Source organism: Thermosynechococcus sp. B1 (genome assembly GCF_030322985.1).
GTDB lineage: Bacteria > Cyanobacteriota > Cyanobacteriia > Thermosynechococcales > Thermosynechococcaceae > Thermosynechococcus.
Genome location: NZ_CP096573.1, coordinates 1,057,525 through 1,082,174 on the forward strand (window position 1 = coordinate 1,057,525; position 24,650 = coordinate 1,082,174).

The window sequence follows — 24,650 nt, forward strand, 5'->3', positions numbered from 1 at the left end:
TCACTGAGAGTTGATTCAGGATCAATTCTAAAGCTCTAGGCTAGATCCCCAGATCTGACTTCGCCGCTTGAGCCGCCTCCAATAACATGGGTGTAGGTAGTTCCTCCCAATCGCGATCGCCGATCTCGGCATAGAAGGTTTCGTCATAGCTGCGGGTTTGGATCACCACAGGCATCGGCACCGCATGACCCAGCACAAGCGCCTGTTGTTTAGAATCCAGCTTGGCCAACACCGATCGCAACTGCTGCGAACCCGCCACCCCAGTGAAAATGGCCTCAATGTCCTTTTCATCGTTAAGGAGTGCGGTGATGCGGGTGCCAATTTGCGACATGATCTCGCTATCAATGCCCGAAGGCCGTTGATCAACAACGAGGAGCGTGACAAAGTACTTGCGCATTTCGCGGGCGATCGTCCCAAAAATCGTTTGCTTCACCGTGGCCGGATCCAAGAAGCGGTGAGCCTCCTCAATCGTGATTACCAGTTGACGCGGGCGATCGCTGGGATTTTTGGTTTGCAAAAAAATCTCCGACTGCTGCACATAGGCTTGGTGGATGCGGCGGGCAATAATATTCGTCGCCAGCATATAGGAGAGCATATTGGCTTGGGAGCCAAACTCAATCACTACGTGGTGGCCGGCAGCGAGGGTCTCCAAAATTTGGCCAATGTAGTTCTTAGCACAGGTATTCCGTAGGTACTTCAGTTGTTCCAGCCGTGTCAGTTTGCGTTGCAGCGCCATGATCGAGGCTTTGCTGCCCATTTTCGTCTCACAAAATTCCTGAATCTCTTGATTGGTCATCATCAGCAGCCGCGTAATCCAGCCCTTGCCAAACTCATTGCGCAGAATAATGGCATTTTCGAGGCTGGCTTCTGAAAGGTTGAGTTCCCCCTGCACCAGCGCCAGATCCTCTACCTCTACTTGATCAAGGCCGATGTAGAGTTCTTGGGCATCGCGTACCCCCCGCCGTTGGGTGGATTCAGGGTCAAGGGTATAGATCTTGACTTGGCGGGGAAACAGTTGCCGCAATCCCTTAACGGTACTCAGTTGCTTGCCTTCACGGGTGGCTTCCCAGCCATACTCCGAGTGCATATCAAAAATCAAGTTCACTGCCGCCTGTTTGCGGATAATTCCCGACAGCAACAGCCGCGTTAAAAAGGACTTGCCAGTACCCGACTTGCCAAATACGCCATTGCTGCGCTCGACAAAACGATCCAAATCCAAACAGATGGGGACTGCCATATCCAAGGGAGTGCCAATGGCAAAGTTGCGCCGCTGCGGATCGTCTTCCCAGCCAAATACGGCGCGAAAGTCCCGCTCACTGGCGTCATAGACAGGACTAAAATGGGCAGGGATAGTTTTCACGGGTCGCAATTCCTGTTCATCGTTCAGGATCATCAACATGGGAGCCACACTGAGCGTGGCAAAGGTGCCGCTGCCGGCTAAGACCTCCTGCAAAAAGGTATCCTCAAGGGCGGGGGGGTTGAGCAGAATGCGGGGATTGGCCGTACCAAGCACGACATCCGTCAGCAGACAAAAGAAGCGCGATCGCTGGCCTTGCACCACCAAAAATTGGCCGACCCGCAGTTCTTCTACAGAGACGTTGCCACACAGTCGTACCTCTAAGCCCTGACTGAGGGAACCTTGGACAACAATTCCCAGTTGTTGAGCCGTCATTGCCTATTGAGCCGTCACGAGTTGGATGCGTTGCGGGTCGCCAAACCGCGGAGCAGGGGCTTGGCTGTGGAATTCAGCACCCGGTCTTGGCGTCGCTTGTAGCGTTTGACTCAAGTGCTGCACATAGCGATCCTGTATCTGCCGAAACCCTTCTAGGTTGTCTCCGCCATTGAGAAGCGCAAAGCAGACGGTGCCGTATTTTGCTGTGGGTAAGACGCCAACCAACGCACTCACATTCCAAAGAGACCCCGTTTTTACTAGGGTTGCCGCCGGTAGTTGACGATACTCTAACGTACCGCGATCGCGCCCCGCCATGGGTAGCACATCCGCCAAACTGTGGTTTTTCTGAGCGAGCATCTCCTGAAGCGCCAAAAGCATCCCACACGCCGCCCGGGGAGAAATGCGATTCTTCTCCCCCAGACCTGAGCCGTTGATCAGTTGAATTTCACTGGGGGGTACATTGGCTTTACGGGCGGCCACTTGAGCTACGGTTGCAGCACCCCCTGCCATTTCTGCTAGCGTTTCCGCAATCTCATTATTACTGTAGATATTCATTTGCCGCACAATTTCCCCCAAGGGGAGTGAGCGATGCTCGAGGCGCAGGGTAACACTCGCAGGGATCGTGCCTTGGAAGCGTGTTTCACCCGTCATACTTACTTGGGGGCGGGGTTGCCCCTTGAGGTGCTGTTCATAGGCGGCTTGAATTTCGGGTGTCCAGCGGCGGTGATCTAGGGCGAGTTTGAAGAGCGCTGCGGCGGTCTGGGGTTCAGGGTAAAAGTTCATCATAAAAGGGGGAACGATGACTAGATTCCCCTGCACTTGACGAATTCCAAGGCGGTTAAGGGCATTACCGATGGCGATCGCCTCCTCCCAGACAAAGAGGGGATCATTGCCGCCAATCAAGACCAAGTCCCCCCTGAGAACACCATTTTGCAGCGTGCCTGTGGTGCCGATGCGAGTCAGAAACTGATAGTCAAAGGGGTATTTATCTAGAGCCGCCAGACTGGTTGCCACTTTGGTAACAGAGGCAGCGGCAAGGGGGCGATCACCCTGGTGGTTGACCAATAACTGGTGGGCACTTTGAACCCAGATGCCCTGTTGATTGGGAGAAAAACCCTCCTGTGCCAATGTTTGCAGGTAGCGATCGCGATACTGATGCAGCGCAGCCTCATAGGGAAATATCACTGCTTTTAACGCCTCAAAGCGCGGTTGTCCCCAGTACCATGCCAATGCTGCCAACAGATCCAACATGCCAGTTCTAATTCACTGTCAATTCCCACCATCCCAAACTGGGGCCAATAAAGCGAACCGTGAGCCAAATGACTACCAGCAGGCCAATCCCTACCCAGGTACCCCGCGTTACCCACTTCTGGATTAGCAGCAGTTGCTCCTTCCGGAGCCAGCCCCCCTTTTCTTGACCGTAGCCCTCACCAAGGGTTTCCTTGCGCCGTTTTGCCTCACCCATAGTTGCCGCTCAAATGGTTACAGTCCTTATCCTAGACGCTTTTAGGAAGCGATCGACCCCCTTAGACTCGATCCTAGACACACTACGCCAAACTCCGCTAGCTTCTGCAAAATCCTATGGGAAAAATGGGGCGTCCTCAGCAGACCAAGTGGACTACAGCAAAGTGCTAGTGTTTAAGGAGTTAGGACAAAGTTCACCAACTTGCCCGGCACGACAATGACTTTTTTAATGGTTTTACCGGCAAGGTAGCGTTGGCCAATCTCCGACTGCTTGGCGGCTTCCTCCAGTTCCACTTGACTAGCCGTGGCAGGGACTTGAATCGCACCACGGGTTTTGCCCATCACCTGAATGACAAGGGTGATTTCATCGGCAACAAGGGCAGTGGGGTCTGCTTTTGGCCAAGGCTGGCGGTGGATGGAGTCGGTGCCGCCCAGTTGGTGCCAGAGTTCTTCACTGATGTGGGGGGCAAAGGGAGCAAGCAGGGTTAGCAATGTTTGGATGCCCTCGCTATACACGCCAGAGGTATAGTAATCGGCGCTACTGAGGGCATTGGTGAGTTTCATCAGTTCGGCAACCGCGGTATTTAATTGATAGTCGCCCTCAATGTCCTCGCTAATTTCTTTAATTGCGGTATGAATGGCACGGCGCAGCTCTTTTTCAGTTTTAGTGAGGCTTGCAGGCAGGGGTTGACCCAGCTGACCCCCCTTGGTTTTGAAGGTTTGCACCAAGCGCCAGACGCGGTTGAGGAAGCGAAACTGACCTTCGACATCGGCATCGTCCCACTCGAGGTCTTTTTCGGGGGGCGCCTTGAAAAGGATGAACATGCGGGCAGTATCCGCCCCGTACTTCTGAATCACATCACCGGGGGCAACGCCGTTGTACTTGGATTTGGACATTTTTTCATAGACGACCTCTAGGGCTTCCCCTGTGTCGGGGTCAGTGGGTTGGCTGAGATCGGCGATGCGGCTAGGAATGATGTACTTGCCCGTGCGCGGATTTTTGTAGGTGCGTCCTTGAACCATGCCTTGGGTGAGCAGACGTTGGAAGGGTTCACTGACATGGACAAGCTGGCGATCGCGCAAAACTTTGGTGAAAAAGCGCGAGTAGAGCAAATGGAGAATGGCGTGCTCAATCCCCCCCACGTACTGATCCACCGGCAACCAGTCCTTAATGGCTGCTGGGTCAAAGGGGGCTTCACTGTTGCGAGCATCGGCGTAGCGGAAGTAGTACCAAGAGGAGTCAATAAAGGTATCCATTGTGTCCGTTTCCCGCTGGGCAGGGGTACCACATTTCGGGCAGGGAACATCCCGCCATGCAGTAAGTTTCGCCAAGGGAGAAGGGCCACGACCGGTAAACTCCACTTCCTCGGGGAGCAGCACGGGTAATTCTGAGCGCGGCACAGGCACCGCTCCACACTGCGGACAGTGAATGATGGGAATGGGGACACCCCAATAGCGTTGGCGGGAAATGAGCCAATCCCGCAGCCGATACTGCACTTGCTCCCGTCCCCAGCCTTGGGTGGTTGCGTATTCGGTAATGGCTGCTTTAGCTGCGGTGGAGTCCATGCCATCAAATGGACCACTGTTGATCAATCTCCCCGGCTCCGTATAGGCAGCCTTGAGGCGGGCACTGGCTTTGCCGTCTGGGGGAATGATCACTTGGCGAATGGGGAGCTTGTGGGCCTTGGCAAACTGAAAATCGCGCTCATCGTGGGCAGGCACGCCCATTACAGCACCGGTACCGTATTCGTAGAGGACATAATCGGCAATCCAGATCGGGATTTCTTCACCGGTAAAGGGGTTCAGAGCTTTGCCACCGGTGGCCACACCCCGCTTGGGGCGATCGCCCGCTGTGCGTTCGAGTTCACTTTGCTGTTGGACACTGGCAATAAAGGCTTCGACGGTTTTGCGGCGGCGGCTAGTGGTCACTTTCGGTGTCAGGGGATGTTCGGGCGCCAGCACCACGTAGGTCACCCCATAGACCGTATCGGGACGGGTGGTAAAAACAGCAATTTTCTCATCGCTGCCAACAATTGGAAATTCCAGATAGGCACCCGTGGACTTGCCGATCCAGTTGGCCTGCATCAATTTCACCCGCTCTGGCCAGCCGGTCAGTTGTTCCAAGTCATTCAGCAGTTCCTCGGCATAGGCAGTAATTTTCAGAAACCATTGCTTAAGCAGTCGCCGTTCCACTAAGGCGCCCGATCGCCACGATCGCCCTTCGCTATCCACCTGTTCATTGGCCAACACTGTTTGATCCACGGGATCCCAGTTCACCGCCGCTTCCTTCTGATAGGCCAAGCCCGCCTCAAAGAATTCCAAGAAGAGCCATTGCGTCCAGCGGTAGTAGTCGGGGTGACAGGTGGCCACTTCCCGTTCCCAGTCGTAGGACAGACCCAAGCGCTGGAGTTCTTGGCGCATTTGGGCAATGTTTTGCTGTGTCCAGACGCGAGGATGAATCCCCCGTTCAATGGCGGCATTTTCTGCCGGCAGGCCAAAGGCATCCCACCCCATGGGGTGAAGCACGCGATAGCCCTGCATCCGCCGACAGCGGGCAATGACATCAGTAATGGTGTAGTTGCGAACGTGCCCCATGTGCAGATTCCCAGAGGGGTAGGGAAACATTGAGAGGGCATAGAATTTCGGCTTTTGCGGATCGGTATCGGTGCGATCGATCTGGCGGGCAGCCCATTCCTGTTGCCACTTGGCCTCAATCACTTGGGGGTCGTAGCGATCGTCCACAACAGTTTTCCCGAAAGAACAGCTTATCTATTGTATCTAGCACGTTCCTTTCCAAGATACGGCAACAGTGGTCTTAGCTTGCCGGTGCCGCAACGGGGCGTAGCCGATAGCCTTGACCATAGACCGTTTGAATTAGAGAGGGTTCGTCGGCATGCTCAATTTTGCGCCGTAGCAGCCGAATCTGGGCAGCCAATAGGTTGCGATTGACGCAGGGCTGATCCGGCCACAGTTGACTGGCAATCAATTCATGGCTGAGGAGTTCCGTCGGGTGCTTGAGGAAGAGCGCCAAAAGTGCCGTTTCCTTTTCCGAGAGACAGATGCACTGTTGCCCCCGGTAGAGCAGACGACCTTCGACATCTAAACGCAAATCTTGCCAGCAAAGAATCGGGGCTGCACACCCCATGGTATGTCGCCGCCGCAGCAGTGCTCGTACCCGTGCCAGCAATTCCCGCAGTTCAAAAGGTTTAACCAAGTAATCATCAGCACCGGCATCCAGACCCCGCACCCTGTCATCCACCGTGTCTCGAGCAGTGAGAAAGAGAACGGGAGTCTCATCACCGGCTTGGCGCAATCGTTGACAAAGTTCTAGCCCCGTAGGCGGTGGCACCATCCAATCCAAAATTAAGAGGTGGTAGGGGCGCTGCGTTTGCCAGTAGGCTTGAGCCGTTTCACCATCGTAGGCCACGTCAACGTGGTAGCCCTCTTGGCGCAGGATGTGACCCAAGGGATCGGCTAGCTCCGTTTCATCCTCTAGCAGCAGAATGTGCTCCACAACATCAATTGATGGCCGATGGACACCAAAATTTTAGCGAAATCCTCTTGAGTTAGGCGGCTGCTTGTAGCAACTGAGGCGGCACCGGAATTCCCGCTGCGATCGCCTCCGCTGGCAGTGTGGGTACAAGGCGATAACAGTAGAGAAGAAATTGCTCTAACCATGTTTGTAGCAGGTCTTGCTGCTCCTCGTTGAGGTAGCGATCGAGAGCAGGTACTTGCTCAGTGTAAAAGGTCTCAACCCGAATCGTGCGCAGCCAAGGATGAGTCGGGCGGGTAATCAACCAGTAGTTACGCACAAGGGCGCGACCGAGGTGATTCTGGACGATCTGGCTTGCCTTCCTAAACCATGGCAGATAGTTTTGCAGCGTTTGTACCACTGGTGGCGTAAACAAGGGGCGTACTGCGGATGTCACGCCAAGCAGGTTCAGGATTTCACCCTCTAGTGCCAAGAGGTAGGCCAAATTGATAGGGAGAGACGCCTTAGCCCGAGAGTAGGACATCAGCAATGTTTCTAGGGTGGCACGGGTTGCTTCTGGGAGTCCCTCAATCAGGGGAAGAAGCTGATTTTCAGTTCGCAGGGGACTGGCAGAGAGGGCTGAGCCTTGGCGCTGATAAATTTCCCTCAGAGTATCGAGGAGAAGAGGCGGTAGCAGCATTGCTCAAGGAGTTAGTCTAAAAAGACCTAGGTAATCTTAATACTTTCTTTATATGTGTTTGTCGGGATGATGGAAGTAAGGGTTGCTACAGTTGACCCAGAAAAAACTTAGGGTATTGATAGGATCTTATAAATCTTCTAGCGATCGCTTGCCAATCCTCTAGGGAATACGCTATCTTGGATAAGCTAGAGCAACGCGGGGTAGAGCAGTCTGGTAGCTCGTCGGGCTCATAACCCGAAGGTCCATGGTTCAAATCCATGCCCCGCCATTCATGATCTTCAATCGATTCTGGCGCTTCTTAGCTCCTTTAATTCCTCTCCCTAGCTTGATTCTTGGCATGTCCACAGCGCAGACGGCTCAATATCGCTTGAGTGCGCTGAAGATTGAACTGGCACCCCAAGAACCTTTTACGGTACTGGCGATCGCTAATACGGGCAATGTCCCCCTCGACTTTAAGGTGCGGGTGCAGCAGTGGCAACAGCGGGCAACGGGGGAAGATGAACTCCATCTCTTACCCGCAAATAGCCTAGAGCTAGTCGCCTTTCCCAACCTCCTGCATCTGCCCGTGGGCGGACGGGCTGAAATTCGCATTGGACATCGCTTGCCGGCTGCTGATGTCGAGCGGACATATCGGCTTTTAGTTGCAGAAATTCCTCCAGCCCCTCAAGGAATCGGCTCAGAAACGCGCCTCGTAACGGTGCATAGCCTACCCGTATTTATCAAACCAGCGGTCATTCGGCGGCAGGGGCAACTCCTCAATGCCCAAGTGCAGCAGGGAACCCTGCAAATGACTGTCAGTAATCGGGGCAATGTGCATATCGAGGCGGATCAAATCACAGTCAGAGGCTTGGCGGAGAATGGTCAACGGCTCTTTGAGCTGCGCCCGCAACGGGAATATGTTCTTGCAGGGGTGACGCGGCCCTTAATGCCCATGCCTTTGCCCCAAGACCAGTGTGCAGCCGTGCGAAGCCTACAGATTGTCTTAGACATTGCTGCCAATCCCCCCACCACCCAAATTGAGCGACCCACGGGGGTTTGCCGTTAGAGCCTTTGGTTAAGAGCAGCAAAAAGCCGCTGGCGATCGCCCTCTAGGGCTTGATCCAGTTCAGGCAAAAAGGTGTTGTCTGGCCACAGCGATGCAAACAACGTTACCATCGGCAAATTGTCAATGGCAATGAAAAAGTCGGTGGGTTGACGGCCATCAATGTGGCGACTATTCACCCCAAAACCGCTACGGCTATAGGTAATAGCAACAGCAGGAGCCGCCGAACGCAACCACTCAAGGGGTGTTGGCTGACCAGCTATGGAGCGCACCATCTGTTCCAGTTGCTCCGGGCTACCCGACCAAATGGAGGCCAAGAGGTCACGGCGGTTGTTAGGGTCATCCCATGCCTTGAGAAAGGTTTGCAGCGTTGCAGGAGCCTTCAATGTTGCCTCTTGGGGGTTGGCCAAGGGTTGTAGCCATGCAGCTAGGGGGTCGGTGTCCCGAGGGAGTTCCCCTTGCCACCAGCGGAGGAGGGTTGACACTTGACGCACATAGGCGCCTGAGGGGCGATCGCTGGCAATGTCCTGCTCAAGCTGACGATAACGCTCCGTGACCGCCGTCAGAACTGGTTGATAAAAGGGTGCGAGGGGAGCAACCCGCCAAGCCGGACTGGTGATGAAGATGGGATGGCGCAGCACCTCAAGGATCAGGGCTTGGGTGGCGAGTTGCGGTTGATTCTTACGAATGAGGGCTAAGCCGAGACCCAGAAAATTGCCCCGTTTAGCCGGTACAAGTTGAGCCGCTTTGGCAAATGTCTGTGCTGCTGCGCCAAAATTAGCATCTCGCCAGTAGAGCCACGCCAAGTTGCTGTAGCCAAACTCTAGGTAGGGAGACAGCTCAATTCCCTTCTCAAAGTTAACCATTGCTGTGCGCAAGAGGTTGGTTCGTGCTTCAGGATTGTCTGCCATCATGCCCCGCTGGCCATAGTTCCACCCCAGTTGCAGCGGATAGTAGGGTTCCCAAGGGGCGAGTTCCTGAGCATGGAAGAGCTTCTCAGTAAAGCGATTCCAGTCGGGAGGGGTTTCCAAGAGGGCTAGAAAACCTTCGCTGCTACTTGCCCAAGCACGGTGAATCGGTGTCAGCCAACCCACCATCACTAGGATGATTCCTAAACCCACGCCCACCAGCGAGAGTGCCCAGCGTACCCGCAACCGTTGAGGAGGAGCTTGCCCTTGGCCTGTGCGAATCAGGGTTGTTAAGAGGGTGAGTTCAATTAGGAAGAGGCCACCAATGCCGACATTGTCCAGTTGAAAATCCGTAAGACTGAGCACGCCGTAGCCCCAAAGCGCAAAGTAGAGGGCGATCGCCAGCCGTTGTTCCCGCTGTGCTAAGTTCGGCCACCAGCGCCGGTAGCGCATTGCCCAATAGACCAGTAGCCCCACCCCCAAGAGCAATACGGCAATGCCCCAAAGCCCAAGTTCGGCCCAGAGTTGTACGGGGGTACTGTGGAGTTGATAGATCCACTCCGCTTCACGGCCAGCCCAGCCCGGACGATAGTGCTGATACCACAGGGGCACACTACCTAAGCCATTGCCCCTCAGAGGATGTGCGGCCCCCATCCGCCAGCCAACAATACTGGTAATCCAGCGGTAGGCCAGTTCGCTCCCTTGTCCTCCCTGCCAGAGAGCCACTAAGCTGCGGCGCAGGCGATCGTTGGCCAAAGCGACCACCGCTAAGCCCACCAAAGCCAAAAATCCCCACCAGAAGCGACGCTGGCGGCGATAGTGCCAAACCCAACCCACGCCAAGGGGAATGACCATTGCCAGTAAGCCGAGGCCGCCCCCCCGTGAAAATGTTGTATAGAGGGTAACTAGACCCAAAAGCAGCACCGCCATCCAAAACCGGCGCGATCCACTGGTTTCTGCTTCTATGGCCAACAGTCCTACCAAGGGTAATGCCAGCAGCAGGTAGCCCGCCACGTAGTTTTGGTGACCAAAGGGTGCCCAGTTGCGTAGTTCTAGGGTATCTGGATTCAAATGGGGGGTGAATCCTTGAGGGCTATTCAAAATTGCGGGGGCGATCGTCGTGCCCAGCCAAAGGCCTAAACTGACAAGAATCACGAGGGCAGTGAGATAGCCTTGAAAGCGCACGATTTGCCAGCGGCGTTCTGGGGTTCGCAACCAAGCCCCGAGGGGATAAAGGACAGCGATGCTTCCCAAGAGTGCCCAGCCATACCAGCGAGCCTGATGGGGAAAAGCACTCCACGTCCCTGAAATCGCCAATGCCAACAGGAGTAATAGCACTACGCCATCAAAGCCATTTCCCAAGGGCTGCACCCGCCGTTGATAGGCCAACACCTGCAAAAACCAGAGCAGAGGCACCCCCAGCGCGGCTTGCCAGAGTAAGACCCAAGGCCACGCCACCATCAGACTGTGACTATCGGGTAAGAGGGTAAAAAAGGCATAGCCAGCTGCTGTGAACAACCCCAGCAGAATGCCCTCCTGTTTAGCCGCCTGTTCGCCCCAATGTTTTGCCGTCATCGGTGATGCTAAAAGGGTTTAAAGCCGCTCCAACCGCTTTGATGAGCCTTGTCCTGATTCTAGGTGAATTCTTAGGCAAAGGCTGCCACCACCCGATCCATGGCTTCAACCACATTTTCCCGACTATTAAAGGCCGAAAGGCGCAGATAGCCCTCACCCGCTGCCCCAAAACCAGCACCGGGGGTACCCACTACATAGCAAGTGTGCAGCAATTTATCGAAAAAGTCCCAACTGCCAATCCCTTGGGGCGTCTTCAGCCAGACATAGGGAGCATTGACCCCACCATAGACTGCAAAGCCCGCTTGGGTGAGTTTTTCGCGAATGAGACGGGCATTGTCCATATAGAAGGCCACCAGTTCCCGTACTTGGGCTTGACCGGCTTCAGAGTAAACCGCCTCCGCGCCCCGCTGCACAATGTAGGACACACCATTAAACTTCGTGGATTGCCGCCGTTGCCACAGCGCCCAGAGTTCGACGGCCTCGCCACTGGGGGTTTGCCCCTTAAGACCCTTGGGCACCACCGTAAAGGCGCAGCGGGTTCCCGTAAAACCGGCGTTTTTCGAGAAGGAGCGGAATTCAATGGCGCACTCGCGGGCACCGGGAATTTCATAGATCGAGTGGGGAATAGCGGGATCGGTAATAAAGGCTTCGTAGGCGGCATCAAAGAAAATAATTGCTTTATGGGCACGGGCATAGTCCACCCACGCCTGTAAATGCTCCCGTGTGGCCACCGCACCGGTGGGATTGTTGGGGAAGCAGAGGTAGATTAAGTCCACAGGTTCACTGGGCAGCGTGGCGGTGAAGTAGTTTTCAGCGGTAATCGGCAAATAGACCAGTCCAGCGTACTCCCCGCGTTCATTGGCTTCCCCCGTGTGCCCTGCCATGACATTGGTATCCACATAGACGGGATAAACGGGGTCGGTAACGGCAATGCGGTTGCCGTCGCCAAAAATATCGAGGATATTCCCTGTGTCGCACTTGGAGCCGTCGGAAATAAAAATTTCACTGGCATCGATGTCGCAGCCGCGGGCTTGGAAGTCGTGGGCGGCAATTTTTTCCCGTAGCCAAGGATACCCCTGCTCAGGCCCATAGCCTTTGAAGGTGGCGCGATCGCCCATTTCTTCCACCGCTTGAATCATCGCTTGACGACAGGCCGCTGGCAGCGGTTCGGTGACATCCCCAATGCCGAGACGAATCAGGGGGGCATCGGGATGGGCTTGCAAGAATTGATTGACACGGCGGGCAATTTCCGGAAAGAGATACCCTGCCTTGAGTTTGAGGTAGTTTGCGTTAACAAAGGCCATAGTGCTGCTGAGTGAGAAACAGAAGCTCAATATATCAGGATTCGAGAATCCCTTTGAGGCGAGAGTGCGCCAATTGCAGCGCCTCGGATAACTTTTCAGGTTCAGATCCCCCCGCTTGGGCAAAGTTGGGACGCCCACCACCGCGGCCACCACAGACTTGGGCGAGTTCCGCCACCAGTTGACCGGCATGAACCCCCCGCTCTACAACGTCCGGACTGGCGGCGACTAAAAGGTTCACTTTGTCAGCAGCCGGTTGAGTGGCCAACACCACAGCTCCACTACCCAGTTTATTCAGGAGCCATTCAGCGGCGGTTTTTAGCCCTTGGGGATCCACCCCTGCTAAGGAGGCAATGAGAATGTGGGTATTGCCGACGGCTTCAGTCTGCTCCAAGAGGGCTTGAGTTTTAGCGAGGGCTAGTTCAGCTTTGAGGTGTTCCAGTTCCTTTTGCTGGGCTTTGAGATCCGCTTGGAGTTGGCTAATGCGATCTAGAATCTCTTCCGGTTTGGCTTTGAAGCGATCGCACAACTCGCGGACAATGCTATCGCGCTGTTGCAAATAGTCACGCACCGCTGGTCCTGCAATGGCTTCAATGCGACGAATCCCGGCAGCCACGCCACTTTCACTAATGATCTTAAAGAGGCCAATTTCAGCAGTGTTGTGGACATGGGTGCCACCACAGAGTTCCATAGAAACGCCCGGAATATCGAGAACCCGCACCTGCTCGCCGTATTTTTCACCAAACATGGCGATCGCCCCCTTGGCCTTGGCTTCATTGAGCGCCATGATACTGGTGTGGGTGGCATGGCTTTCACTAATCCAAGTATTGATTTGATCTTCAATCTGTTGCAGTTCTTCGCGAGTGAGGGCACGGGGGCAGTTAAAGTCAAACCGCAACCGATCAAAGGCCACCAGTGACCCCGCCTGGGAAATGTTCTCGTCAATCCGCTTTTTCAAGGCCGCCTGCAAGAGGTGCGTTGCGGTGTGGTGCGCCTGTACCCGCCGCCGACAACTGAGATCAATTTGGGCGCTCACGCGATCGCCAACGCTGAGGCTGCCCCGCTCCACTTTGCCGTAGTGAACAAACACTTCCTTTTGCTTTTGCACATCGTGGATTTGCACTAGCGCATCACTGCTGGCAAGATACCCGCGATCGCCAATTTGGCCACCGGATTCAGCATAGAAGGGAGTTTCCTCAAGGATCACCTGCACTTCAGTCCCTGCCGTTGCCGTTGTTACCGGATGACCCGCCACCAAAATCGCTGTTACGGTCGTGGTCAAACTAAACTCGTCATAGCCACGAAACTGCGTCGGATGCAGTTGATCCGCTAGGGAGTCAATCCCCTCTTGAACGGTAATATCAATGGTTTCGTGAGCGGCTTGGGAGCGTTGCCGCTGCTCGGCCATACAGGCCTCAAACTCAGCCACATCCACACCAATGCCTTGCTCGGCGGCAATCTCTTGGGTCAACTCCAAGGGGAAGCCATAGGTATCAAAGAGAACGAAGGCATCGCGCCCTGCCAATTGTGGTTTACTGCGTTTTTTGCCCTTAGTTGTCTTCAATGGAGCGAGCATCTCCGCTAAGAGCTTCTCACCCCGATCCAAGGTCTTAAGAAACTGTTCCTCCTCCCGCTGGAGTTCGCTGAGAATCACTGCCTGCCGCTCACGCACATTGGGATAGACATTGGCAGCCAGATCAATCGCCACTTGAGCCAAGGCAGGGGTCACCAGTTCATTGATCCCCAACAGCCGACTATGGCGGACAATGCGCCGAATCAATCGCCGCAGGACATAGCCACGCCCCACATTACTGGCGGTAACGCCATCGGCAATGAGATGAACCACGGCACGGGTGTGATCGCCAATCACCTTGAGGGACGTTTTGGTGCTGGCATTGGCTTTGCGGTACTGAATCCCGGCTCGCTGCGCTGCCGCCTCAATAATCGGGAAAATTAAGTCTGTCTCGTAGTTGTTGGGCACCCCTTGCAGAACCTGCGCCATCCGCTCCAAGCCCATACCGGTATCAATGTTTTTCGCCTTGAGGGGGGTGCGGCGCCCTTGATCGTCTTGGTTCAACTCCATGAACACTAGGTTGTAGAGTTCAATGAAGCGGCGATCGTCATCGAGATCAACGTCAGCTAGTCCCTTTTCCGGATAGAAGTCGTAGTAAATCTCAGAACAAGGGCCACAGGGACCCGTTGGCCCCGCCGTCCAGAAGTTGCTCTCCTCTCCCATGCGCTGGATGCGCTCCTTGGGCAAGCCCACTTGGCGATGCCAAATGTCATAGGCCTCATCGTCATTTTCAAAGACGCTCACCAAGAGCCGTTCCGGGGGCAAACCATAAACCGTGGTCATCAATTCCCATGCCCAAGCAATGGCCTCCGCCTTGAAGTAGTCGCCAAAGCTGAAGTTGCCCAACATTTCAAAGAACGTGTGGTGGCGAGCAGTGCGACCCACATTTTCAATGTCATTGGTGCGCAGACATTTCTGGGCAGTGGTGGCGCGAGGCACTTTCGGGGCTTCTTGGCCGAGGAAAATTGGTTTGAAGGGGAGCATGCCGGCGATCGTCAGCAGCACCGTCGGATCCTCTGGAATCAGCGAGGCACTGGGCAAAATCGTGTGTCCCTTAGCGGCATAGAACTCAAGGAATTTTTGGCGAATTTGATCACCTGTGAGGGCAGTTGTCGCCGACGCAGAGGGGGACGAGGTCATTGGAGCAAAGTCTCAACGGAGCGCAACAAACGGCAAGAATACTATTTCATCATACTGGATTGTACTCTGGGAATAAGGCACCCCATTGGCAGGATTTACGAGAATAGCCATGGCTGAGCCAGCCACCCGCTCTGAAATGGGTCAACTCCTTGAGGAAGTGAGAGGAATGCGCGCTAATATGAGAAAGTTGCCGATCTGAGCGATCGCCAGCGGGTGGTGGATGCCCGCCTATGGGGTTTTATTGTCGCCCTTGTCAGGGAATTTCGGCTTATCTTGTCAAGTTGTCTTTACTTTGATAAGAGTTAGCGCACAAACACGCCGGGCAAAAAGGTTTCGAGATAAAGATGAATCAATTGGCGGCCAAAGAGACCACTGACAATAGCCGCTACTGCTAAAAAAGGGCCAAAGGGAATCGGTTGCCGCCGCTGAATCCAACCGAGGGCAATCCCCAGTCCACCCATCAGGCCACCGAGGGCACAGGCCAAGAAAAAGGTAACGAGCAATCCCTGCCAACCTAGCCAAGCCCCGATCATCGCTGCCAGTTTGCTATCCCCTCCCCCCATGACCTCCTGACCAAGGGCGATCGCCCCCCCCCAGCGGATCAGATCAAAGAGCCAAATGCCAATCACTGCGGCAATGATGCTTTCCGTGAGTCCGCCTAGACCCGTCGTTAACCCTCTCACGAGCAGGCCGACAATCAACCCCCATTTTGTCAGGGGATGGGGCAGCGTCATCGTGTCTAGATCAATCAAGGCCAAGGCCAAGAGCCACGCACTCAACAGCCAGAGCACAAGGGTTTGCACTTGCCAGCCACTCACAGCCACAATCAGGACGTACAGCAGTGCCGTCAACAGCTCAATCGCAGGATACCGCCAAGAAATCGGTGCATGGCAGTAACGACATTGCCCCCGCAGGAATAGCCAGCCCAAAATTGGGATATTGTCCCAGGGCTTGAGTGTGGTCAAACAGATCGGGCAGCGAGACGGCGGATAAAGGAGCGATCGCCCGCTCGGCACACGGTAGATCACAACATTGAGAAAGCTCCCCACCGCTGCCCCAAGGCCAAAGACAAGGCAGTAGCTAGCAAAGGTCAAAAAAGTTAGTGCAGTTATAGGCGTGTTACTTCCGGCAGATGATCGTAGGGAATAAAGCATTCTTGGGGCAGCAGCACTGGTTGACTAGTAAACAGCACATAGCCCCGCAGGGTTTGCCGATTAACAGCGACACCCGCAGGCACCGTTTTTGCCCCATGAACCTGCTGGTAGAGATTATAGATGGATTGAGCAGCGGCTAGTAGGGGGGTATCAACGGTTTCCATGGTCTGCAAAACTGGCATGTGCCCCACTCCTCGGCAATCGAACAATTAGAAACGGTTATGTTTGGTTTTGAGCCAATCATCAGTTCTCGCCAAGCGCTCCGCCTATGCAAAAGCAGATCTGAAATCCTCTACCTGACTATCAATCATCTTGTCTTAGCAAAGCGATAGCATAGGGGTAGGACGGCGCTAAGACATCTTCCTCGTGAAATCACCTATTCATTAAAGAATTGATTGTTTCACCATGCCCAGCCCCTTGGCGATCGCTAACGTCGCCCTGTAGCTATTGACTGTGTTCCTTGTTTCCTCACACTCCTTTGACCGAACCATGAACTCACAGCAGTTCTCCCTTGCCAATCATCTGCACCATTTACCTCATCCTGTCTTGGCGGGCGATCGGAAGGGCACCATTCTTTATGCCAACGCTGCGGCGCAACGGTTATTGAACCACGCTAGTACCGATTTAGCGGGCCTCTCCGTCATCGAGCTACTGTCCGCCAACTTTGACCTCTCCCTAGAGCGGTTCCAGCAGGTGCTCAACACCCAAACCCCGGCACAATGGGACTGCTATGATCCGCGCAAACAGCAGTGGTGGCAACTGGATTTAACCGCTGATGCTCACGGCTGGACCCTGACCCTAACGGAAATTACGGAACGCTATCGCCATTGGCTGCTCCAAGAAGCGCGGGTTAATGAACTGGAAAAATGGTGGCAGCGATTTCACACCCTGACGGAGATAGGTCAACAGCTCTTCTGGGAAATCCAAGGGGAGTGGTGTTATTGGTACGGTGACAGTCAGGGGGTGCTGGGGTACCCCCTAGAGCAATTGCCCAAAACCCTGCGAGCGTGGCAGCAACTCATCTACCCAGAGGATCAAGAGCGCTTTTGGCAAGCCATCCCTCAGCAAGGGGGAGCAACACCCTGCGATTTGGAATATCGCCTGCGCCATGCCAATGGTGCGTATGTGTGGGTGCGCGATCGCTGGGAATATCGGCAGCAACCACCAAACACCACAACCATCATCGGCGTCATGGTCAATATCCATGACCAAAAGATACAGGAAATGCGCCTGCGGGAAAGCGAACAACGCTATCGCAACCTCGTAGATCACCTACCCGCCGTGGTGTATCGCTGTGCCATCGATGCTTCGTGGACGATGGAATACCTAAGTCCCAAGTTCACTGAGCTGACGGGGTATCTCCCGAGCGAACTGGTGCACAATCAGGTTCGTAGCTACGCTAGTATTACGCATCCAGAAGATAGCGATCGCGTTGATTGCACAATCCATGAGGCCCTTGCCAAGGGCTTGCCCTTTAGTGTCGGCTACCGTATTTTCTGTGCTGATGGGTCGGAGCGTTGGGTACATGAGTACGGTCAGGGAGTCTATGACGTAACTGGCAAAGCCTATGCAATTGAGGGCATCATTGTGGATGAAACAGAACGAATTCAGTCAGAGCAAGCCCTCAGAGAAAGTGAGTATCCCTGGCGTGCGGTCTTTGAAAATGCCCAAGTCGGGATTATTGTCACTAGCCCTGCTAACCACTACCGCCTTGTGCATTGCAATCCCTTTTTTTGTCAATTTGTCGGCTACACCGCTCCTGAACTGGCAAATCTCACCGCCCATGATCTGACCTTTGCTGAAGATTGGCCTGAGGAGGCGGCTCTCGTCCAAGAGTGTCAACTGGGACTGCGCAACACCTATCAAATTGTCAAGCGTTACCGCCACAAAAAAGGGCACACCGTCTGGGGAAATTTAACCCTCTCCTGTGTGCGCAATGCCCATGGTGAGCCTCACCTGCTAATTGCCCTGATTGATGACATTACTAGCCAACGCCAACTGCAACTCGCCCTCGATCGCGAGCGCAACCGCTATGAGCAGTTAGTGAACAATTGCCCCGTCATCATTTTGACTCTCAATCGCGACAAAACTCTCTTAACCAGTAATTGGGTTGGCTTGAAGACACTGGCAGCGGCTCAAGTGGTGCCCGGTATGCCATTTTCGGCACTGCTCCATCCCCAAGAATCAGTGACTCGGGTGGAAGCCCTGATTGACCGCGTTCTGGACGGAGAAACCATTAACGATGAAGAAATTCTGCTGCGTTGCCGCACCGATGCTCCCTGTGATATGCTCAGCCACCTTTTTCCCCTGCTGGATGAGGAGGAAGAAATTGTCGGCTGTGTGGTGGTCTGTACTGATATTAGCGATCGCAAACGTGCCCTTGCTGAACTGGATGAGCGCGAGGCTCAATATCGCAGTGTTTTCGAGTCTGTGGCCGATGGCCTAGTGATCTATGACACCGAAAACCTACAGATCGTTGAGGTCAATGATGCCATCTGCGACGTCTATGGTTTCAGTCGTAGTGAATGCCTTGAACTCCAACCTGAGGATTTTCTGCACCCCGACTACCGCGATCAGTTTCAGGAATTCCTAGAGACGATTCGGCATCAGCCCACTTGGCACGGTGTCAGCAAGCATCGCTGTAGCGATGGCCAGATTATTGATGTGGATATCTTTGCCACAAGGTTGCGCTACAAAGGCAAAAATCAAGTCCTCTGCGTCATCCGCGATATTACACAAATCAAGCGTTTTGAAGAAACTCAAGTGGCGATCGCCAAAGAACTCAGCCGACGGGAAGCACTCTTTCGCAATCTCATTAACGATTTAGATGTGGGAGTGATGCTGCTGTCTGCCGATCTCTACGCAAAAGTGATTAATCCTCGGGGCTGTGAGCTGCTGGGGGTCAAGGAAGCGGACATCATTGGTCAAAAACCAACAGAAATGGCTTGGGATGCCCTCAACGATGCCGGAGAACCAATGCCGCCAGCGGCTTTTCCGCTGATGATTGCCATTGCTCAAAAGCAACGGGTACAAGGGGTGATGGGCATTCTCAATCAACAAACCCAACAGCGGCTCTGGCTGCAAGTGACCGCTGATCCAGAAGTCACGGCAACAGGGAGTATTGAGCAGGTGATTCTCACCTTTAGCGATATTAGCGATCGCAAGCACTACGAGGCCTACCTTCAAGATCAAGCCGTTCGCCAGCGGGAACTCAACCAGCTCATTCAGGAGATTCGCGAAGCCCCTGATCTCAATCAGGCCTTTGCCAAGGCGGTACAGCAGGTGTGTCATATCCTGCGGGTCGATCGCGCCATTGTCGTCAAGTACGAGCCAGAACAGCACCACTGGATTCCCCTAGTGGAGTTTCTCAACAAACCGTATATAACCCCTAGCGTGGGGCTGACGATTCCAGACGAGCATAATCCCATTGCCGCAATCCTCCACCAAGGAAAAATTGCCGAGCTGCCTGCCCTAGAGAATCTGGATCCCACCGATGCAGTGAACCGTGCAATTGCTCAAGTGCTCGGTGGTGGCTGGCTCATTGCCCCAATTCGGATCAATCAGCAGATTTGGGGGGCTTTTTCCTTTCAGCGTTTTAATCATTCCAGCGGCTGGACAGATGAGGAACGCCAACTCATTCTCTCCCTCACCGATCAACTGGCAATTACCATTCAGCAAACAAACTTGTATGACTCACTGCAATTGGCCAATGCCGAACTTTCTCGCCTTGCGACCATTGATGGTCTCACCCAGATTGCCAATCGGCGCTATTTTGACCAGTATTTGCAGCAGCAGTGGCAGTTAGCCCGGCGAGAACAGACGAACATTTCCCTGATTCTTTGTGATGTCGATTGCTTCAAGAACTTCAACGACCACTACGGCCACCAAGCAGGGGATGACTGCCTGATCGCGATCGCGAAAATATTAACCCAAGCGGTGCGCCGTCCCACCGATTTAGCCGCACGCTACGGTGGTGAGGAATTTGCCTTGATTTTGCCCAATACCGATCTCACTGGCAGTCTGCGCGTCGCCGAACGCATCCAACAGCTTCTCTATGCCTTGGAGATTCCCCATATGGCCTCCTCAGTGAGCGATCGCGTCACCCTGAGTATGGGCATTGTCAGCTTGCTGCCCCAAGTTGGCCAACCGGTGAATGAATTCATCACCCTTGCTGATCAGCAGCTCTATCTCGCCAAGCGGGGCGGGCGCGATCGCTATTGCTATGCTTAGGTTCTTGCTTAGTGAGAACTCTTTCGTAGGCCTTCAGCAGATAGTGGGGCTTGAGGGCAGGAACAGTATATGCTTTGGATCATGGCGAACCATCCGCCGCAACCGCTGGCCAAAAATTTTCAACTTGCCCCGCCAGCCCTGATGATCTTGCACCCGTGGCCTTTGGGAGGGCTTTCCTAACAAGCGCTGCTGCCAGTAGTCATCGTGGCCAATGAGCAAAAATCGCCAGTAGAAGTGCCGGAGGCCATTGGGGGAGCATGACTCGCACGGGCTTGGGGTTGACGCCAAATACACTCCCGAATCGCAGTTTCCCCAGCCAGCACTTGAATCTGTTCATTGGCTGTAAAGCTCATCACCATCCTTTGCAACCAACTGCGCTCATAGCAACAGTCCGAATCACAATACACAATCACCTCACCCGTTGCTTTCTCCGCTGCCCACATTTTCACCTCGTAGTAGCCAAGCGCCTTGGGCACGGCACAAAACGTCAGCCAAGGGTAGGCCTCGGCCAGTTGCGCAAGATACGCTTGGGGAGCATCCCCTGTTTCCAAGAGCAGGACTTCATTGGCGGCAGTGGGGGGTAAATCCTGGCTAGCAAGGGACTGGAGGGCACAGTGGAGTCCAGCCATATCCGCATTTGCCAAGTTCTCAGTTTCCAAGATGATGGAGAAGGTGGGCAGAAGTGGCGTGGAGGACATAGACATCTTGCAGAGGTAGCCGTTCTGTGGGTACAACTCCAGTGTTATTCTCCCAAGCGCCATAAATGAGCCGCCCAAACCGTAAAGAATTGCAACATGCGCCTTTGTCGGGTTAAGGGGCAGAAGAATTGCCTATAATACTGTGAGCACGCCAATGCTTGAGGGAGTTGACGTTGACCACGACCGTTTTTCAAACCACAAAATCCCAAGAAATTTTTGCCGCTGCCCAAAAACTCATGCCCGGTGGCGTCAGTTCACCCGTGCGTGCCTTCAAGTCCGTCGGCGGCCAGCCCATTGTCTTTGATCACGTCAAGGGTGCCCACATTTGGGATGTGGACGGCAACCAATACATTGACTATGTGGGGTCTTGGGGGCCCGCGATCGTCGGCCATGCCCATCCCGAAGTCATTGATGCTCTCCATACCGCCCTTGAAAAGGGAACCAGCTTTGGCGCCCCCTGCGTGCTTGAGAATATCTTGGCGGAAATGGTGATTGCCGCTGTCCCTAGTGTCGAGATGGTGCGCTTTGTGAATTCTGGCACCGAAGCCTGTATGGCAGTGCTGCGGCTCATGCGTGCCTATACCCAGCGGGAAAAGGTGATCAAGTTTGAAGGCTGCTACCACGGTCATGCCGATATGTTCTTGGTCAAAGCAGGGTCAGGAGTCGCTACATTGGGCTTACCCGATTCTCCCGGCGTGCCGAAAGCAACCACCGCCGCCACATTAACCGCACCCTACAACGATCTCGAAGCGGTTAGTCGCCTCTTTGAACAGTATCCCAATGACATTGCGGGGGTGATCCTTGAACCTGTGGTCGGCAATGCTGGCTTTATTCCGCCAGATGCTGGCTTTCTCGAAGGGCTGCGGGAGCTGACGAAACAGTACGGTGCCCTCTTGGTCTTCGATGAAGTGATGACTGGCTTTCGCATTGCCTATGGCGGTGCTCAGGAAAAATTTGGTGTGACACCAGACCTCACCACCCTCGGAAAAGTGATTGGCGGTGGCCTACCGGTGGGTGCCTATGGCGGTCGCGCTGACATTATGAAGATGGTGGCGCCGGCAGGACCGGTGTATCAAGCGGGTACCCTCTCTGGCAATCCCTTGGCAATGACAGCGGGCATTAAAACCTTGGAAATTCTCAGCCGCCCCGGTAGCTATGAGCAACTGGATCGGATCACAGGCAAGCTGATCCAAGGACTGTTAGAGGCCGCACGGGAATTTGGCCATGAGGTGTGTGGTGGGTACATCAGTGGCATGTTTGGTCTCTTTTTCACCGCTGGTCCGGTGACGAACTATGAGCAAGCCAAGCAGTCCGATTTGAAAAAGTTTGCGGCCTTCCACCGGGGTATGTTGGAGCAGGGGATTTACCTTGCGCCATCCCAGTTTGAAGCGGGCTTTACTTCCCTTGCCCATACAGAGGCGGATATTGAGCGCACCATTGCGGCAGCGCGGACAGTGCTGAGTCAGCTTTGAGCTTTCACCGTCGCGGCAAGGAGCACCACATCCATTAAGTCCGCAAGGTTGAGGCAGGGAAAGACCATGACATCCCCCAATTGATGAATGGCTCGGCTGCTATCTTCGGCCAAGGTAATCATGGGGAGTTTTCGCAGTTTGGGATGATTCTCCAGATGGGCGACCGCGTCAGCGGGCAAATCCCAAATCAGAACATCGGGTTGCCAAATCTCCACCAAGAGATCGGCCTGTTCAAGGTCTTCTGCTTCGAGGAGCCGCAGGTGGGGCAGGCTAATGTCATGGAGGAGGCCGAGGCGGAGTACCGTTTGATTGAGGAGGGGACGCTCAAAAGTCGATTCTTCCACTGGAGCAACCAATCGCGGGAAACACCAGCGATCGAGGACATCAATCAGCAGGCTGGGATGACTACTCAAGGGCAGCCGTTGTACAAAACCGGTCAAGCCCAAGGGAGTGGCTTCATCGGAGAGGATGATCAACGGAACAGTGGCCGTGAAGGAGCTGGTGGCCAGACTTTCAACCACATCAGCCAGAATGAGACTACTGGCGGGGCGGACGACAATGGCCGTGGGTTGCAGTTGCTCCAGCTTATCCAGCGCTTCAAGGGGATGGCGAGCGACCACATAGCCGTAGTGATTGCGCCGCAATGCGGAAGTCGTGTCCATGATCCACGTGGCATCATTACTCACCAAAAGGATCAATTGAGCCGTAGTGGGTAACTCAGGGGGAAGTTCCTCAGCAAAGGGCAGTAGCACTGTCCACTCACTGGAGTCGTCAGCTTGGGCAATAAAGGAAAGCTCACCATTGTGGAGACGACAGAGTTGGCGGGCGAGCATCAGCCCCATGGTGACTTCGGCATAGTCCTCGAGGCATTCGTGCAGCAGGCGATCGTGATCCTTGAGGGGAATGCCATGTCCCTCTTCCCACAGTTGCAGCGCCAGCCAATTTTGCCAGCGACTCAAGCGCAGTCCATAGCGATCGCTGGGAAAGAGCATCAGCCACCCCAAGAGATGGGCAAGAATCTGCCGTAGCCGCAGAGCATCGCCGTAGAGGTACACATGGCTCAAGGGCTGATCAATGTGCCACTGCCACTGCCAACCTAGCGGGGTTAGATTGTAGAGATGCTCCGCCAACTCCTGCGATCGCAACCACAAACCCGCCAATTCTACGGTTTCCCATTGCAATTCCAACTCTCGCCAAAGGGCACGGGTGTAGTCCTGCCACGCCTGAATGAGGCGATTCATTTGCCAACCGCTACGCTGGATCAGGGCAAGGTAGTCCTGTTGCTCTGGTAGAGGGTGCTGCCACAAAAGTTGGGTGAGGCTGAGAATCGCCGTTAGGGGATTTTTGAGTTCATGCCCCAAGCTCAGGAGGAGGCGCTTTTGCTGATGGAGGCGCAGTTGGTGCAAGCGGGTGGGGGTCGTCGGATCTGACTCCTGCCGCCGTTGGGCAAAAAATAACCAATAGCGATCGCTCGCCACCGCGACACCGCTTTCTGCCTTCTCCCAGTCCAACGACGTTAAATTCAAGGGAAACGAACACACCTGCCAGAGCGATCGCCCGAAGGGCCCGCTACGCGATCGCGCCTCTAGTGCCTGACAATTCATGCCTTCAAATTTAGGCTGCACCAGTGGCAAGAAATCAGTTAAGTGTTCTGACCAAGCGCGATTTTGCCAAACGACTCTCCCTTGGGCGTTTTGAATTTGTACCGGCAAAGGCAATTCTTCAATCACCTCCAGCCAAGGCAAAGGGGGCTGGCACGCCCAGCGATAGAGCAAGCGTTGCTGATCCAGCAGTCCCAAAAAACAACCCTGTGCATCCACAACCGCAATATAGGCTGGCATCTGGACTTGGCTGCGCAACCACCCCTGAAACTGCAATAGTGTCCACGTTGCGGGTACCACCATCACGGGCGATCGCCAAGAAGCCGTCACACTCCCCACCGCCAAGTCGGCTAACGTCCCTTCCCGCTCCAAACTCAACGCCAACTGCCAGCCCTGCACCACTCCCAAGGGTTTTTGCCCCTCATCCACAATGACGATCGTCTCTGGGAGGGTTTCTTGCCAACGCTGGCACACCTCGCTGAGAGACAAACCTGCCCCCACCGTCATTGCAGGTTCAGTAAAGCTGGCTAGGGAGAGGGAATTCATGGATACAGCCCTTTTTTGCAATGGGGGATACATCAAATAATGAAGTAGGATGCCGCTTTACACAGGCTTTGCCATTCTTGAGTGTGTTCTGTCCTTGTGAGC

General features: G+C 54.5%; 16 protein-coding genes and 1 tRNA gene. 4 read left to right on the forward strand and 13 right to left on the reverse strand.

Annotation, left to right across the window (positions count from 1 at the left end):
- Positions 1-40: 40 nt before the first annotated feature.
- From M0644_RS05450 to M0644_RS05475, 6 genes are all read right to left on the reverse strand, one after another.
- On the reverse strand, positions 41-1,672 hold the full coding sequence (locus tag M0644_RS05450) for a helicase HerA domain-containing protein (RefSeq protein ID WP_286626930.1): 1,632 nt from the start codon (positions 1,670-1,672) through the stop codon (positions 41-43).
- Between the two features lie 3 nt (positions 1,673-1,675).
- Positions 1,676-2,923 (reverse strand): D-alanyl-D-alanine carboxypeptidase, encoded by a 1,248-nt coding sequence (locus M0644_RS05455; protein ID WP_286626931.1) that lies wholly within the window; start codon positions 2,921-2,923, stop codon positions 1,676-1,678.
- A 7-nt stretch (positions 2,924-2,930) separates the two neighbouring features.
- The gene (locus tag M0644_RS05460) at positions 2,931-3,137 is read right to left on the reverse strand and encodes a DUF2839 domain-containing protein (RefSeq protein WP_286626933.1); all 207 of its coding nucleotides are present in this window, start codon (positions 3,135-3,137) and stop codon (positions 2,931-2,933) included.
- Positions 3,138-3,310: 173 nt separating this feature from the next.
- Positions 3,311-5,878: a leucine--tRNA ligase gene (gene leuS / locus M0644_RS05465; protein WP_286626935.1), complete on the reverse strand. Its 2,568-nt coding sequence runs from the start codon at positions 5,876-5,878 to the stop codon at positions 3,311-3,313.
- A 73-nt stretch (positions 5,879-5,951) separates the two neighbouring features.
- A complete protein-coding gene (locus M0644_RS05470) occupies positions 5,952-6,650 on the reverse strand; it encodes a response regulator transcription factor (RefSeq protein WP_149818876.1) in 699 nt (232 codons plus the stop codon).
- Between the two features lie 52 nt (positions 6,651-6,702).
- On the reverse strand, positions 6,703-7,308 hold the full coding sequence (locus M0644_RS05475; RefSeq protein WP_286626937.1) for a hypothetical protein: 606 nt from the start codon (positions 7,306-7,308) through the stop codon (positions 6,703-6,705).
- Between the two features lie 194 nt (positions 7,309-7,502).
- Between M0644_RS05475 and M0644_RS05480 the strand changes: the two genes are divergently transcribed.
- Both M0644_RS05480 and M0644_RS05485 read left to right on the forward strand, forming a co-directional pair.
- A tRNA-Met gene (locus M0644_RS05480) sits at positions 7,503-7,576 on the forward strand.
- A 69-nt stretch (positions 7,577-7,645) separates the two neighbouring features.
- Positions 7,646-8,353: a molecular chaperone gene (locus M0644_RS05485; protein ID WP_286626938.1), complete on the forward strand. Its 708-nt coding sequence runs from the start codon at positions 7,646-7,648 to the stop codon at positions 8,351-8,353.
- Here M0644_RS05485 and M0644_RS05490 read toward each other — a convergent pair.
- The 5 genes from M0644_RS05490 to M0644_RS05510 form a co-directional block, all read right to left on the reverse strand.
- Complete coding sequence (locus M0644_RS05490) at positions 8,350-10,833, reverse strand: O-antigen ligase (RefSeq protein WP_286626939.1); 2,484 nt, start codon at positions 10,831-10,833, stop codon at positions 8,350-8,352. The two genes, M0644_RS05485 and M0644_RS05490, sit on opposite strands and share 4 nt — an antisense overlap.
- Before the next feature lie 71 nt (positions 10,834-10,904).
- Complete coding sequence (locus tag M0644_RS05495) at positions 10,905-12,137, reverse strand: LL-diaminopimelate aminotransferase (RefSeq protein ID WP_149818884.1); 1,233 nt, start codon at positions 12,135-12,137, stop codon at positions 10,905-10,907.
- Between the two features lie 34 nt (positions 12,138-12,171).
- Positions 12,172-14,847: an alanine--tRNA ligase gene (gene alaS / locus M0644_RS05500; RefSeq protein ID WP_286626941.1), complete on the reverse strand. Its 2,676-nt coding sequence runs from the start codon at positions 14,845-14,847 to the stop codon at positions 12,172-12,174.
- A 302-nt stretch (positions 14,848-15,149) separates the two neighbouring features.
- Positions 15,150-16,001, reverse strand: a complete 852-nt coding sequence (locus tag M0644_RS05505; protein ID WP_399363006.1) for a prepilin peptidase — start codon at positions 15,999-16,001, stop codon at positions 15,150-15,152.
- Positions 15,956-16,183 (reverse strand): hypothetical protein, encoded by a 228-nt coding sequence (locus tag M0644_RS05510; RefSeq protein WP_225901554.1) that lies wholly within the window; start codon positions 16,181-16,183, stop codon positions 15,956-15,958. The genes M0644_RS05505 and M0644_RS05510 overlap by 46 nt, the downstream gene beginning before the upstream one ends.
- Positions 16,184-16,490: 307 nt before the next feature.
- On the opposite strand from M0644_RS05510, the gene M0644_RS05515 reads away from it, so the two are divergent.
- Positions 16,491-20,231 (forward strand): PAS domain S-box protein, encoded by a 3,741-nt coding sequence (locus M0644_RS05515; RefSeq protein WP_286626943.1) that lies wholly within the window; start codon positions 16,491-16,493, stop codon positions 20,229-20,231.
- Between the two features lie 176 nt (positions 20,232-20,407).
- Here the strand turns inward: M0644_RS05515 and M0644_RS05520 are convergent, their stop codons facing one another.
- A complete protein-coding gene (locus tag M0644_RS05520; protein ID WP_286626944.1) occupies positions 20,408-20,929 on the reverse strand; it encodes a glycosyltransferase family 2 protein in 522 nt (173 codons plus the stop codon).
- Between the two features lie 236 nt (positions 20,930-21,165).
- Here M0644_RS05520 and hemL point away from each other — a divergent pair, with 236 nt between their 5' ends.
- Entirely contained in the window at positions 21,166-22,401 is a 1,236-nt protein-coding gene (gene hemL, locus M0644_RS05525; protein ID WP_315863025.1) for a glutamate-1-semialdehyde 2,1-aminomutase, read from the forward strand.
- Here hemL and M0644_RS05530 read toward each other — a convergent pair.
- Positions 22,392-24,548: a histidine kinase dimerization/phospho-acceptor domain-containing protein gene (locus tag M0644_RS05530; protein WP_286626946.1), complete on the reverse strand. Its 2,157-nt coding sequence runs from the start codon at positions 24,546-24,548 to the stop codon at positions 22,392-22,394. The two genes, hemL and M0644_RS05530, sit on opposite strands and share 10 nt — an antisense overlap.
- Between the last annotated feature and the right edge of the window lie 102 nt (positions 24,549-24,650).